Source organism: Eubacterium pyruvativorans (assembly GCF_900102225.1).
In the GTDB taxonomy this organism is placed as follows: domain Bacteria; phylum Bacillota; class Clostridia; order Peptostreptococcales; family Anaerovoracaceae; genus Aminicella; species Aminicella pyruvativorans.
In genome coordinates this window covers 1-12,255 of sequence record NZ_FNBF01000028.1, presented here as the reverse complement: position 1 = coordinate 12,255, position 12,255 = coordinate 1, and the positions used below count along the sequence as shown (strand labels likewise).

14 protein-coding genes and 1 rRNA gene are annotated in these 12,255 nt (G+C 55.6%); 6 read left to right on the top strand and 9 right to left on the bottom strand.

Going from position 1 to position 12,255, the window contains the following annotated elements; translation table 11 throughout:
- Positions 1-83: 83 nt before the first annotated feature.
- A complete protein-coding gene (locus BLQ24_RS08575) occupies positions 84-1,568 on the top strand; it encodes a L,D-transpeptidase (RefSeq protein ID WP_090164548.1) in 1,485 nt (494 codons plus the stop codon).
- 226 nt (positions 1,569-1,794) lie between these two features.
- Here BLQ24_RS08575 and rpsR read toward each other — a convergent pair whose 3' ends face one another.
- The 4 genes from rpsR to BLQ24_RS08555 all read right to left on the bottom strand — a co-directional run bounded on the left by rpsR (position 1,795) and on the right by BLQ24_RS08555 (position 3,999).
- Entirely contained in the window at positions 1,795-2,034 is a 240-nt protein-coding gene (gene rpsR / locus BLQ24_RS08570; protein ID WP_090164547.1) for a 30S ribosomal protein S18, read from the bottom strand.
- A 20-nt stretch (positions 2,035-2,054) separates the two neighbouring features.
- Positions 2,055-2,567 carry a single-stranded DNA-binding protein gene (locus tag BLQ24_RS08565; protein ID WP_090164546.1) on the bottom strand — a complete coding sequence of 171 codons (513 nt, stop codon included), beginning with the start codon at positions 2,565-2,567 and terminating at the stop codon, positions 2,055-2,057.
- 54 nt (positions 2,568-2,621) lie between these two features.
- Positions 2,622-2,909: a 30S ribosomal protein S6 gene (rpsF, locus tag BLQ24_RS08560; protein WP_090164545.1), complete on the bottom strand. Its 288-nt coding sequence runs from the start codon at positions 2,907-2,909 to the stop codon at positions 2,622-2,624.
- A 115-nt stretch (positions 2,910-3,024) separates the two neighbouring features.
- The gene (locus tag BLQ24_RS08555) at positions 3,025-3,999 is read right to left on the bottom strand and encodes a sugar phosphate nucleotidyltransferase (protein ID WP_090164544.1); all 975 of its coding nucleotides are present in this window, start codon (positions 3,997-3,999) and stop codon (positions 3,025-3,027) included.
- Positions 4,000-4,221: 222 nt separating this feature from the next.
- Here BLQ24_RS08555 and BLQ24_RS08550 point away from each other — a divergent pair, with 222 nt between their 5' ends.
- Positions 4,222-5,382, top strand: a complete 1,161-nt coding sequence (locus tag BLQ24_RS08550) for a hypothetical protein (protein ID WP_090164543.1) — start codon at positions 4,222-4,224, stop codon at positions 5,380-5,382.
- A gap of 181 nt (positions 5,383-5,563) precedes the next feature.
- On the top strand, positions 5,564-6,538 hold the full coding sequence (locus BLQ24_RS08545; RefSeq protein WP_090164542.1) for a hypothetical protein: 975 nt from the start codon (positions 5,564-5,566) through the stop codon (positions 6,536-6,538).
- A gap of 872 nt (positions 6,539-7,410) precedes the next feature.
- Here the strand turns inward: BLQ24_RS08545 and rd are convergent.
- Both rd and BLQ24_RS08535 read right to left on the bottom strand, forming a co-directional pair.
- A complete protein-coding gene (gene rd / locus BLQ24_RS08540) occupies positions 7,411-7,569 on the bottom strand; it encodes a rubredoxin (protein WP_407717211.1) in 159 nt (52 codons plus the stop codon).
- Between the two features lie 110 nt (positions 7,570-7,679).
- Positions 7,680-8,345, bottom strand: a complete 666-nt coding sequence (locus BLQ24_RS08535) for a phosphatase PAP2 family protein (RefSeq protein ID WP_173452420.1) — start codon at positions 8,343-8,345, stop codon at positions 7,680-7,682.
- Positions 8,346-8,530: 185 nt separating this feature from the next.
- Here BLQ24_RS08535 and BLQ24_RS08530 point away from each other — a divergent pair, with 185 nt between their 5' ends.
- Both BLQ24_RS08530 and trxA read left to right on the top strand, forming a co-directional pair.
- Complete coding sequence (locus BLQ24_RS08530) at positions 8,531-9,283, top strand: lysophospholipid acyltransferase family protein (RefSeq protein ID WP_090164539.1); 753 nt, start codon at positions 8,531-8,533, stop codon at positions 9,281-9,283.
- A gap of 128 nt (positions 9,284-9,411) precedes the next feature.
- Positions 9,412-9,726: a thioredoxin gene (trxA, locus tag BLQ24_RS08525; protein WP_090164538.1), complete on the top strand. Its 315-nt coding sequence runs from the start codon at positions 9,412-9,414 to the stop codon at positions 9,724-9,726.
- 148 nt (positions 9,727-9,874) lie between these two features.
- On the opposite strand, the gene BLQ24_RS08520 is transcribed toward trxA, so the two are convergent.
- Together BLQ24_RS08520 and BLQ24_RS08515 are read right to left on the bottom strand one after the other, a co-directional pair.
- Positions 9,875-10,498, bottom strand: a complete 624-nt coding sequence (locus BLQ24_RS08520) for a hypothetical protein (RefSeq protein ID WP_090164537.1) — start codon at positions 10,496-10,498, stop codon at positions 9,875-9,877.
- A gap of 41 nt (positions 10,499-10,539) precedes the next feature.
- On the bottom strand, positions 10,540-11,250 hold the full coding sequence (locus BLQ24_RS08515) for a SanA/YdcF family protein (RefSeq protein WP_176755901.1): 711 nt from the start codon (positions 11,248-11,250) through the stop codon (positions 10,540-10,542).
- Between the two features lie 199 nt (positions 11,251-11,449).
- Here BLQ24_RS08515 and BLQ24_RS08510 point away from each other — a divergent pair, with 199 nt between their 5' ends.
- Complete coding sequence (locus tag BLQ24_RS08510) at positions 11,450-11,833, top strand: RidA family protein (protein ID WP_090164535.1); 384 nt, start codon at positions 11,450-11,452, stop codon at positions 11,831-11,833.
- A gap of 158 nt (positions 11,834-11,991) precedes the next feature.
- Here the strand turns inward: BLQ24_RS08510 and rrf are convergent.
- Positions 11,992-12,108, bottom strand: a 5S ribosomal RNA gene (gene rrf / locus BLQ24_RS08505).
- Positions 12,109-12,255: the final 147 nt, after the last annotated feature.

Sequence of the window (12,255 nt, the reverse complement as noted above, 5' to 3'; positions counted from 1 at the left end):
GATTCGGGGTATAATGCGTGTGTACGTGTCCTGCAGCGGAGGCGCATTCCGCTACAGGCGAACCAGGAAAGAGGGGGTATAAAATGATCAAGAACAGGAAATCCAACGGGCTGCTCCTGCTTCTTCTGTCAGCCGTACTGACGCTGCTGCTGCTGGGGGCTACCGCTCAGCAGGCCCACGGAGCGGTGTATAACGGAAAGTACTGGCTGAAGGTGAACAAGCAGGCCAGCGTCATCACTGCCTACCGGCGGACCAACGGCCGGTGGAAGCCGGTGCGGGCGATGCTGACCTCCACCGGAGCGCCATCCATGCCGACGAAGTCCGGCACCTACTATTCCTCCATGAAGCGGCGGTGGCTCACCATGTCCATGGACGGAAAATTCTTTGACTACGGTCAGTACACCTGCCGGGTATACGGACAGGTCTATATTCACTCGGTCTGGTACTATGCGAAGAATCACGCGGCCCAGGCAACGGCGGAATTCAACAAGCTGGGTTCTCCGGCCTCCCACGGCTGCATCCGGGTATCCACTGCCGATGCGAAGTGGATCTATGACAACTGCCCGGCCGGAACGAAGATCACCGTATACAGCAGTTCGAAACCGGGCCCTCTGGGCAAGCCGCTGGGCACGAAGGTCAGTACGGCCCGGCAGCAGTACTGGGATCCGACGGATCCGGCCAAGGGAAATCCGTACTATATCATGCGGAAACCGGTGATCACCGTTTCTCCGAAGAAGAGGACCACTGTGAATTACGGCTCCAAATATAATCTGAAGACGGGGGTCACAGCGAAGGATCCGAATTCCTTCATGGATCTGACGAAGTATCTGAAGATTACCGGTAAATACCAGTGGAAGAATCATTCCTGGAAGAAAGTTTCCGGCATCTCCACGAAGAATCTCGGCGCCTACAAGGTCACATATTACGTGAATGATCCATGGGGACGGTCCGCATCGAAATCCTTCCGGTTCGACGTGAAGGATCTGTCGAAGCCGGTCATCCGGGGTGCGAAGTCTGTCACAGTCACCGAGGGACAGAAGAACGCAGTTGCCGGCGTCACCGCATCCCAGAAGACAGGTTCCCGCACGGCAGCGATTCAGGTGAAGATCGTTCAGCCGGATCACACGGTGAAGAACCTGACTTACGCTCAGGCGAAGGCATATGTATTCCGGCAGACAGGACGGCACACGGTCACCTACACGGTGACGAACCGGTACGATACTTCCATCCGACGCACCGTCACCGTCACCTTCATCGTGAAGGCGCAGCCGGCAGACGTTCCGGATGTGACCGGCATGACCGAGGCGGAAGCCGGTGCCGCACTGAAGAACGCCGGATTCCGGGTGAAAGTGGACCGGAAGAAATATGTCATGACGGCGGAAGAGAAGGCCCGGAACCAGGAACTGGCTTCCTCCGGCTTCAATACCGTCGTTTCCCAGAGTGTCAGCGGAACAGCTCCGAAGGGATCTGCCGTCACCATCTTCGTTCTGACGGAGAAGACGGCGGCGTCTTCTTCCTCTGATCCGTCCCGGGCTGCCGCTGCAGGCGGCAGCACCCTGGCAGGCTAAAAAAAAATCCGCCCCGCGGCGCTGCTCAGCAGCACCGCAGGGCGGATATTTTTCATAATGAAAGCACGTCACCCGCTCCGGCACATACGACCTAAGTCGACTGCGTGTTTAGGATTCCCTGTTTCCCGCATCAGTGTCCGGGTCCGTGCATGGAAGATTTCTTCCATGTTACCGGCTCATCCACGTCTGATCCGTTCCGCAGGTATAATCAGACCCGTCGGGCCGATTAGTCAGCGACGTACGGCAGCAGCGCCACGATACGAGCTCTCTTCACAGCAGTTGTGAGTTCTCTCTGGTGCTTCGCACATGTGCCTGTGATTCTCTTCGGCAGAATCTTGCCTCTCTCTGTCACGAACTTCTTCAGCTTCTCGACATCCTTGTAGTCGATTACCTCAGACTTATCTGCACAGAACTGGCATACTTTCTTTCTTCTCATTCCGCCGGAATGTCTTCTATCCATAGCCATTTCCTCATGTCTCCTTTCTCTTAGAATGGAACATCGTCTTCAATCGCTTCGAATGTGTCCGGAATATCGTCTTCCGCCGGCGACTGCTGGCGCATCGGCTGGGACGGCTGCTGCGGTGCGGCGAAACTGTTTCCGCCCTCATTCCGGTAACCGCCTCTGTCCTGATATCCGTTGTTCTGCTGGTAACCGCCCCGGCTCTGTCCGCCGGAAGGGCGGTCGCCCCATTCGAGGAATTCGACTCTGCTGGCGACGACATCTGTCGTATAGACAGTGTCCCCGTTTCTGTTCTGATAGCTTCCGGTCTGAATCCGACCTTCCACCGCTACCAGCCTGCCCTTCGCCAGATACTTCTCACATGTTTCCGCCTGACGGCCGAACACAACGACACGGGGGAAATCGGCCTTCCGCTCTTCTCCCTGACGCACCGGTCTGTCAATCGCCAGCGTGAAATTCGCCACAGCCATCTGGCTGCCGGATGTGTATCTGACTTCCGGGTCTCTGGTCAGTCTTCCGATCAGCATTACACTGTTCATTATCCTACCCCTTTCTTCTCATGAAAAGGCTTCGACTGTCGCAGCCGGAACGAACTACTTCGCTTCCTTGTTTACGACCATGTGTCTGATAACGTCATCGGAAATTCTCAGTCTTCTATCGAGTTCCTTCGGGAAATCCGTCTCTGCCTGGAATTCGATTACAACATAGTAACCATCCGTCTTCTTATCGATCGGATAAGCGAGCTTTCTCATACCCCAGACGTCCGTCTCACCCAGCTCTCCGTTAGAAGAAATCAGATTCTGAACCTTCTCAACAGCAGCGTTCTTCTTCTCTTCGTCGAGTGCAGGATCGATGATGAACATCAATTCATATTTAGTCATACTTTCACCTCCCTGTGGACTAAATGGCGCCGTTCGAAGCCGGCGCAAGGATGCATCGCGCTTCAACGCGTACTCAGGTATTATACCCGTCCCGGCTGTCAAAAGCAAGGATTTTCTACTTATTCTTCAGCTCTTTCCACACCACATTGTCAATGTCCACATCGTGCCAGAGCTGCTCCGGATACAGCCCCTTGTCCTTCATGGACCGGAACGCTGCCGACACCGCCTCCTTGTCTTCCCGGTAGGTGACGCCGTACCACTTGTCCCGGGATTTCAGAACCTGTACCCGGGCTCTTCCCGTGTCGATCTGCTCCTGCACCACCGTCGGCAGGAAATACTCTGCCTTCAGCGGATTCTTCGGCACCTCGTTCCGGAGAAACTCCGGGAACCGCTCCTCCGCCTCCCGGAACATCGCCGGCGTGAATCCCCAGAAATTCATGGATACGGTGCTGCCTTCCGGAATCGTGACCCAGCTTTCGCCGTCATCCTCCGTGTAGGCGGTCACCTCTCCCCGGGACATGATCTTCGTGTGTTCTTCCACATCCTGAAGATAACCGTTCTCATCCACCCGGCACACACCCCGGGCTACTGTTCCGGACTCACTCAGCGTCTTCTCCAGCTGGAACCCCACCATGGCATACCGGTGACAGTCCCCCTCTTCCTTCTCTTCCCCATGGGCCAGGAAGTCATACATCGCGTGGAATGCACTGGGGCCATAGTAATCATCTGCGTTGATGACACAGAACGGCGCATCAATCACCTTCCGCGCCGCCAGCACGGCGTGGCAGGTACCCCAGGGCTTCGTGCGGCCTTCCGGCACCGAGAAGCCCTGGGGAATATCTTCCATCTCCTGATAAACAAATTCAGTGTCCAGATAGCGCCCCGCCCTGCTGTCAATCATCTGACGAAACGCCTCTTCATGCTCTTTCCGGATGACGAACACCGCCCGGTCGAATCCTGCCATCATCGCATCGTACAGCGAGAAATCCATGATGATTTCCCCCTGCGGCGTGACGGGATCGATCTGCTTCAGCCCGCCATAGCGGCTTCCCATGCCTGCCGCCATCACCAGAAGTACCGGTTCTTTCATATCGTTACCTTCTTTCCCTCTGAAAAAATACTCTTCTCATTGTAATGACTTTCCCCGGCGCTGTAAATACTGCGGGTTCTTTCCTTCCGGGACAAAAATCGACGGCCCCGGCGTTCGATTGTCGGAAGATTGTGGCATTGTCGCTTTTCATACGGTATAATGAGAATAGTTGTACACATTCCGGCACAGTCCTCCGGATCCAGGCAAGAAAGGGGAATTTCTATGAAGACAATCAACCGACGGCGCATCTTACCCGGTGCACTGATCGTCTGCGCATTATTTTTTGTCCTCACTCTGCTTCTTCACACTGACACCGCCCGGGGGGCACTGAAAAACCGGGAAATCCCGGTGATGCCGGGGCAGACGATTACGGCGGATAATGCAAACCACAGGAGCGTCTGCCGGCTGTACTACCCGAAGCTGGAACTGGCGGCCGATGAAACCACCGTCTTTCCAATCCGGGTTTCTTCTCCGGGAACGCTGGAAATCGGCACCTATGTGAATGGAAAGGCGGGACTGGGGGCGGCGCTGTACCGGCACCGGTCCCCGAAACCCAGCGGCAGGCTGAAGGGCCGCCGGATACAGAAATTCAGCAGGAAAAATATTCATTCTTCTTCCATGTGCTTCAGCATCGGGGAAGCCGGCACCTATTACCTGAAACTCCGGGCGGGCACGGCGCTGGTACACCGGAACTACTATTTTTATGCCAATTATGTGACTTACGGCAGCCGGATAACTGCCGGGAAACAATATTTCGGGGCGAACCACTCCGGGAAATCGATCTCCTATTATAAGCTGACCGCCCCTTCAGACGGGCTGCTCACCGTAGACGTGCAGGACGTGGGAATGCCGAAGGCGTCCTTCCGAGTGCGGCTGGTGACACCGCGGAACGAATACCTCACCAATTACGAGACCCTCCGCACCGGCGATCCCCGGACTTATATCGGGGTGACAAAGGGGACGTATTACCTTGCGGTGAAGACTTCTGATCCGCTGTATACAGTAAAATACCGGTTCTCTCCGGCCAGAACGGTGCGGAACAATTCCATCACCCTGGCCTCCGGCCGGACCTCTTCCGGACTGATCCCGGCTTCCAGCGGAAAATACTGCTGGTATGTGCTCAATATTGCGGCTCCTCAAGAGGTCAGCCTCCGGTTCACCGCCCGGGCCGGCCTCGGTGGAAAGTCCGGCGGCATCGCCATCGGAGAGAGCAATCCAAACGGGAGAATCCAGAAAACCCACGTCCTGAACCGAAAGCGGAGCAGCGTCACCCTCCATTTCCGGTCCGGAAATTCCAGTCTGATGCCTCCGGGCAAGTACTATATCCGGGTATCTGCCGCCGGCCGGGGCAGCGGCTCCTTCCGGGTGGACCGGCTGAAATAAAGCGAAACAGCCTTTTCCGGGGGTTACACCCGTCCGGGAAATGTGCTAAAATGAAACCAGCCGCAGGTTTCTACGGCTGGTTTTTCGTTTCTTCCGTACGCCGGCGGGCATTTCTGCCCCCCTGCAATGCACAGTATGGAAAGAACCTTTCGAAATTGAATCATAAGCACAGGGGGTAAACATGCTCAGCACATTCAAAAGGGGATGCTGTACACTGCTCCTTCTTCTGCTGATCTTCACCGTTTCCGGCGGCACGGCCGCATTCGCCGACACGGCGGGAAGCGGTGCGGCTGGATCGGCCGGCAATGCGGCATCTGCCGCAGTGACGGGGGATGCCCGGGGAACATCTTCCGATCCGGGCCAGGCGGGTCCGGGCGGCCAGACAGGCCAGACGGCAGAAGGAAACGACAGCGTTGACAGCACAGCTGACGAAGACGATACCATTTCAACAGACGGCGGGGCCGTTCTGAACGCCGCCGACCAGGCCGTCATTGACATCGAACCGGGGAAAACCGTGAAAATCCGTCCGGCTTCCGGTGATGATGTGCAGAAGGTCTATCTGACATTCCGGGCCTCCCGGGACGGACTGCTGGCCATATCCGGACAGAATTTCCAGGGCACCGTACAGCTTCAGAAGGATAACGGGAAATCAATTTCCGACAGCATCGAATATGACACGCTGGACGATGACTTCGAAACCGCCCACTTCGGCGTTTCGAAGGGAACCGTCTACCGGCTCTGCTTCGACGGTGCGCTGGCAGAACCGGAGAAACAGTCTTATTACAGTGTAAAGGTTTCCAACACGGCAGTATCCAGCCTGGCAGGCACCCGGCGGGGGAATGCCCAGGTGATGAAACGGGGGAAATCCTACCGGGGCGTCATCACTGCCGGAAAGAAGGAAACCGACTGGTACCGTATCAATCTGACCAAACCGCAGAAATTCCGCCTGAACTACGAGGCGAAGACCTGCGGTTCCCTGAAGATCTACTTCTACGGCACCGGAATCCGGAACCATGTATCCACATTCCGCAGAACCGACGAGGGACTGGTAGGGAAAGTGTGGACCGGCTCGAAGGTGGCTGCCGGCACCTACTATGTGAAGGTGGTCCGGAGCGGGAAGAATTCTTCCGGCGTCTACACGCTGACCTGGATCTGAAAATGAAGAAATGAAGAGAGGCTGCTGGGGCGGCCTCTCTTTTTTGTGGTTCGGGCGGGGGGCTGGGTCGGGGGGGACATCGGATTACGTCGGGATTGCGCTGCAGAACTGGGTCAGGAATTGTGCTGCAGAACGGGGCCGGGAATTGTGCTGCAGAACCGGGCCGGGAATTGTGCTGCAGAACCGGGCCGGGAAATTGTATACGAATCGCGGTTCTCATACTCATGCATGGCTTCAGCTGGATTTTTGTATACAAATCGCAGTTGCATATTGATGAAAAGTGCGGAATTACCCATTTCCCCCGATTCCGCACCCTTATTCCGCTGAGCAGGGTGCGAAAACAAAAATTAATCCCGAATTAAATATTACCGGTCTGCAGCGCAGGTGCGGAATAGACCGAAATGCTTGTTTTCGCACCTTCTGGGGACGGAAGAGTATCCGCCCACTTGAAAAAATATCCGGGCCTATCGAAAATACCGTCTCCCTGCTTTCTGTGATGGGATAATCTATTCCACCAATCGGATATTTCAAAATATTTTCGTATAATTATTCGCATCCCCAAAATATATCCCTGGTGATCCAATTTCTGCCGGAAGCGGCGGGGTGCGAAAACAGACTTTTTTTCATTTCCGCACCAGCGAATAATCGGCCCGCTGCATACCGAACCGAAACCGGCGGGGCGAAGGTGCGATATTTGAAAAAAATGCAATTCCGCACCCAATAGCCTCCCGCATGCTCACCGGCAGCCCTCTCATCCGCACCCAATAGCCTCCCGCATGCACACCGGCAGCCCTCCCGGACTCCTGAACACAAGAAAAGAGGGAGCGGGGAAAACCGATATTTCCTCACTCCCTCTTCAATTACGAAAAAAATTATTCCTTCGGGCTGAACTGGTCCTTCGGCACGCCGCACAGCGGGCACTCCCAGTCATCCGGCAGCGCCTCGAACGCGGTTCCCGGCGCAATTCCGTGATCCGGGTCTCCCTTAGCAGGATCGTACTCATAACCACAGACGTCACAAACATAAATCATTGGCATTACCTCCTTCATTAGATTTGCTCTTCATAATTCGGGGGCAATGTCTCCGTGGAAACCGCTCCGAATCTATTTCACTTATACCCTAAATCCGGGTAATAATCAACTCATTTTCTTACTTTTCTCTCGATCATCGGAATCAGTTCCGTGGCGATGAGGATCATCGCCAGTCCCATGAGAAAGCCGCCCATCACATCTGTGACGTAGTGCACCCCCAGATAGACCCGGCTGAATCCGATCAGCAGAATGCCCGCCGTGAAGATCACCGAAAGTGCGAAGCGCAGCTTTTTTCCTTGTACCAGGCGGAGAATCAGCCAGAGCAGCATGCCGTAACAGACCAGCCCGTTCATCGAATGGCCGCTGGGGAAGGAATACCCGTGTTCCGTCACCAGACGGAGCGCCACATCCGGCCGGGGACGGGCGAAAGCCAGTTTCAGCAGCCGGTACCACAGGAATACCGTCAGGCAGGTGAATCCCAGGGGCAGGCCCACTTTTTTCCGGGTTTTCGGAATCAGGATTAATACCAAAATCAGTCCGATGATCCCCGCCGGACTGGCCACCAGTGTGTAACGGGCATAAAAACCGTTGGCCGCCGGATTCCGCAGACTGTATACAAAGAAGTCCACCCGGTGGTCGAACCCGGCGGTCCGGCCGGTTTCCACCAGAAATGCCAGAGCGGCGAAACAGACCAGCAGCATGCCGGTGAAAAATATCTTCCATTTCCGCAGGCGGACCCGGTTCTCCTGCACTGTAATAGTTCGATCGTCCATCATATTTTCCTTTGTCCTCCCTTTCGTTCTTCTCCCACTGCCAGCATCGTTTCTTCCGGGAGCAGACTGCCTCATTATACCTCCGGCGCACTCTTGATTCCACTGTTTCTTCTTAGTATACTGAATGGAAGCTGCGGGATCTTAGGGAGTCCCCGGGTGCTCCGCAGCGGCTGACAGGAGGTAGAAACATGAAAATATCAGCACTTCCGGGTATGCTGGGGCTGCTCGGCGTCCTTATGAAATATAACCACTGTGCGAAGGAAATCGACGGGGCGAAAGCTGCCGGCGACATCGAACTGGAGAAGCAGAAAATCGCCGTTCACGCCGCGGAATGGGCGGATGCGGAGATTCGGAAGGCCGGTACCTCCCTTCTGGTGGAGGGCCGGGAGAACATCCCTGCGCAGGACGGCTTCGTGGTCATTGCCAACCATCAGGGCTACGGCGACATTCTTGCCCTGCTGTCCGCCTTCCGGGGGCACCAGCTGGGTTTTGTGGCGAAGGAAGAGCTGGGCAGGGTTCCCCTCCTGGGTCCCTGGATTCTGCGGGTTCGCAGCGTCCTCATTCAGCGGGGAGATGCCCGGGCCGCCCTCCGGAGTCTGAGCGAGGGCACGAAGATGGTGAAACAGGGATTTAATCTTTGTATTTTCCCGGAAGGAACCCGGGCGAAGGGCCCGCACCCCGGTCCGTTCAAACCCGGCAGTTTCAAGCTGGCCACAAAGGCGAAAGCTCCTGTGGTCCCGGTTTCCATCCAGGGCACCTATCACATTTATGAAGAAAAGGGGCGCATCCGTCCCGGCACGGTGCGCATCCGCATCCACCCTGCCCTGCCGACCGACGGGCTCTCCCGGCAGGAACAGAACGAACTGGAATCCCGGGTCGAGTCGATTGTGAAGGAAGGTCAGTCTGCCCTGTACGAGGCCGAACAGTCTTCCGGCCGGTAGCGCTGCCATTTTTTGTCTCTGCCCGGCTTCCGGCGTTTAACCCCGGACCATCGTGGTAAACATCAACCAGCGACGATAACGGATGGAATCACGGGAATCCCGTGAAGAGAGAATAACGGAGGCATGATATGGTAGAAATCACAACGGCTAATTACGATGCGGAGGTTACGAATTCCGATATTCCGGTAGTTCTGAAGTTCTGGGCAGAGTGGTGCGGCTTCTGCAAGCAGATCACACCGGCAGTGGAGGAGCTGGCCCGGGAGAACGAAGGAAAAGTGAAGTTCGGTACGGTGAACATCGACGAGCAGATGGATATCGCCCGGAAATTCCGGGTCATGAGCATCCCGGTCTGCATTCGCCTGGAGCACGGCGAAGAGAAGAAGCGGGTGCTGGGCGCTTACACGAAGGAGGAGCTGGCGGAGCAGCTGGGCCTCACGGAATAGTTGATCGGACAGGAATTCGCAGACAAAAAAGAACGGGAGGCGCGGCCGGAAACGGCTGCGCCTTCTTAATTATCGTTCATCAACGATATGCAATTAGATGGTGATCGACCGGCCCGCCGCAGCCGGAAGCCTGAAAATACATCGTCTATCACCGATCAGCGATCTTTCTCTTTCTTCCCCCAATCCCCAGGCACATATTCAGAACCTGATATACAAACGGCAGATAGAACAGCATCAGCAGGGCCCAGTCCAGCAGCAGAGGCAGAGCACCCAGAATGCCCTTCAGATGGGGCTGCAGCTCATAGGCAGCCTCGAACCCGGCCAGACCGGCCAGCACTGCCCAGCGGGCAGAAAACGGCATCGGCAGCCTTCCCCTGCGCAGGCGCACTGTCTCCTGTCCGACGAAACTGATCACCGTACTCATGAGCACCATCAGCACCAGAGTCAGGAAGAAACCCGCCGTCCGGGGAAGACGGGACTGAAGGGGCAGAATGATCAGGATCGTAATCATGCTGCCTGTCCAGCACCCGGCACTCACCGGGCCGGTCAAGAAACCCGCATTGGGAGAAATCTTCCGGCGGCTCCGCTTCTCCCGGAGGAGCCGGCTGCTCCGGGCCTTTGCATCATGTTTCCCCGGGTGAAGACTCCCGCTCCCCAACAGAGTCAGACGGACTTCCCGGACAGCACGCATGAGAATCCACCCGAAGAAGGCGTAGAACACCCCCATTAACAGAATCTCATACACCTTGTATTCCCCGCTGCCATAGGGCATTTCGGTCCCTCCCCTCTTTCCTGCTGCTCCTGAGTCCTTCACTATTCTCCGTGACTGATCACGCCGCTTCCGGTGATGGGAATCACCTCTCCCCCCAGCTTCGGCGGCTCTTCCATCTGTACCAGTATGAAATCCTTCAGACGGGCAGGCACCTCCCGGACATCCCGGACCAGCTGTCCGCTGTATCTCTGCTGATCCGCCCCGACGCCCAGTGCCGTAATATGATTTTCACTGCAGTCATACAACGCACGGTACATATGATACGTCTGGGTCACCACAATCATCCGCTTCACCCGGAAGATCTGCTTCGCCCGGGCGGCGGAGTCATAGGTAGAGAACCCGGCATGATCACAAAAAATGTCCGCCTCCGGCACCCCTGCCTTCCGCACATATTTCAGCATGACATGAAGCTCATTGTGATGCACGGAGCCGTTGTCCCCGGTCAGCAGAATTTTCGGAGAAACACCTGCCCAGTACAATTTCAAAGCCGTGTCCAGCCGGTCCTTCAGCATGGGCGTCGGCCTCTCCGTCCCGATGATTCCGGCGCCCAGCACCATGATACACTGGGCATTCAGCTTCTTCAGTCTCTTCAGCTGAGCATTGGATATACTGCCGGCATCCGAGGTCATGGAAGCGGCAATATTCGGTTTCTCACTCAGAACCACATGACCGTTAATTCCCGCCACCGCCAGGAACGCAGCCAGCACCAGAAGGAGCAGGACACAAAAAAAACCTCGTATAATCGATCTCATTTTTATATTCATCTCCAAAATGACAGACACAGCGGTTGAACAGACTGTTCTGTCATGTTAAAATTTCCGTGAATGGATGCGCAGCGATGCAGCTGCAACACTGTGAATTATACCATAATTCATGCAGCGGTTGAACTGGCGCCGTATGACAGTTTTTTGAAAAAATATTCACAATGAAAACGGCACAGAGGAGGCTATCATGAGAAAAATCGTGGCAACAGAGAAAGCACCGGCAGCGATCGGACCTTACTCCCAGGCTAATATCGTGGACAACATGGTATTCGCATCCGGTCAGATCCCAATCGACCCGGCTACGGGCAAACTGGTTGACGGTGACATCAAGGCCCAGACAACCCAGGTCTTCCACAACATTCAGGCGATCCTGGAAGAAGCGGGAACAAGCCTGGAGAATGTGGTGAAGACAACCTGCCTGCTGGACGACATCAAGGATTTCGCTCCGATGAATGAAGTATATGCGACATTCTTCCCAAGCGGCGTGTATCCGTCCCGTTCCGCATTCGAAGTCGGCGCACTTCCGATGGGCGCCAAACTTGAGATCGAAGTCATCGCTGTGATCAAGTAGCTGACCGCATACAGATTTTCCCGGGGCTGCCAGTCCGAACATTTCGTTCGGGGGCAGCCCTTTTTTCTTCGAAGTCATCTGCTGCCTGCCGGTCCCTGTCTCTCTACATTCCACGCACCACGCACGAAAAAAGCAGCCCCAAAAGGCTGCTTTCGGAAAACTGGCAGCGTCCTACTTTCCCGGGCAGTCACCCGCCAAGTATCATCGGCGCTGAAGAGCTTAACTACTGTGTTCGGGATGGGAACAGGTGTAACATCTTCGCTATTGCCACCAGATATTCGTTTCGTTGAGGTGTACCCTCAAATCCGAACAACATACAAGCCTTTCTCTCTGCTTCACTTCTTCTAAGCCTTGCGATTGTCATCTCTGACCAAGCTTTCGGCCGATTAGTACCGGTCAGCTGAGTATGTCACCATACTTAC

Excerpts from the sequence above, each read along its gene's own strand:
- BLQ24_RS08565 (WP_090164546.1), bottom strand. The coding sequence starts at position 2,567 with ATGAACAGTGTAATGCTGATCGGAAGACTGACCAGAGACCCGGAAGTC.
- BLQ24_RS08575 (WP_090164548.1), top strand. The coding sequence starts at position 84 with ATGATCAAGAACAGGAAATCCAACGGGCTGCTCCTGCTTCTTCTGTCA.
- BLQ24_RS08535 (WP_173452420.1), bottom strand. The coding sequence starts at position 8,345 with ATGATGGACGATCGAACTATTACAGTGCAGGAGAACCGGGTCCGCCTG.
- rpsR (WP_090164547.1), bottom strand. The coding sequence starts at position 2,034 with ATGGCTATGGATAGAAGACATTCCGGCGGAATGAGAAGAAAGAAAGTA.
- BLQ24_RS08520 (WP_090164537.1), bottom strand. The coding sequence starts at position 10,498 with ATGCCCTATGGCAGCGGGGAATACAAGGTGTATGAGATTCTGTTAATG.
- trxA (WP_090164538.1), top strand. The coding sequence starts at position 9,412 with ATGGTAGAAATCACAACGGCTAATTACGATGCGGAGGTTACGAATTCC.
- BLQ24_RS08515 (WP_176755901.1), bottom strand. The coding sequence starts at position 11,250 with ATGAGATCGATTATACGAGGTTTTTTTTGTGTCCTGCTCCTTCTGGTG.
- BLQ24_RS08530 (WP_090164539.1), top strand. The coding sequence starts at position 8,531 with ATGAAAATATCAGCACTTCCGGGTATGCTGGGGCTGCTCGGCGTCCTT.
- rpsF (WP_090164545.1), bottom strand. The coding sequence starts at position 2,909 with ATGACTAAATATGAATTGATGTTCATCATCGATCCTGCACTCGACGAA.
- BLQ24_RS08510 (WP_090164535.1), top strand. The coding sequence starts at position 11,450 with ATGAGAAAAATCGTGGCAACAGAGAAAGCACCGGCAGCGATCGGACCT.
- BLQ24_RS08555 (WP_090164544.1), bottom strand. The coding sequence starts at position 3,999 with ATGAAAGAACCGGTACTTCTGGTGATGGCGGCAGGCATGGGAAGCCGC.
- rd (WP_407717211.1), bottom strand. The coding sequence starts at position 7,569 with ATGATTTATGTTTGTGACGTCTGTGGTTATGAGTACGATCCTGCTAAG.
- BLQ24_RS08545 (WP_090164542.1), top strand. The coding sequence starts at position 5,564 with ATGCTCAGCACATTCAAAAGGGGATGCTGTACACTGCTCCTTCTTCTG.
- BLQ24_RS08550 (WP_090164543.1), top strand. The coding sequence starts at position 4,222 with ATGAAGACAATCAACCGACGGCGCATCTTACCCGGTGCACTGATCGTC.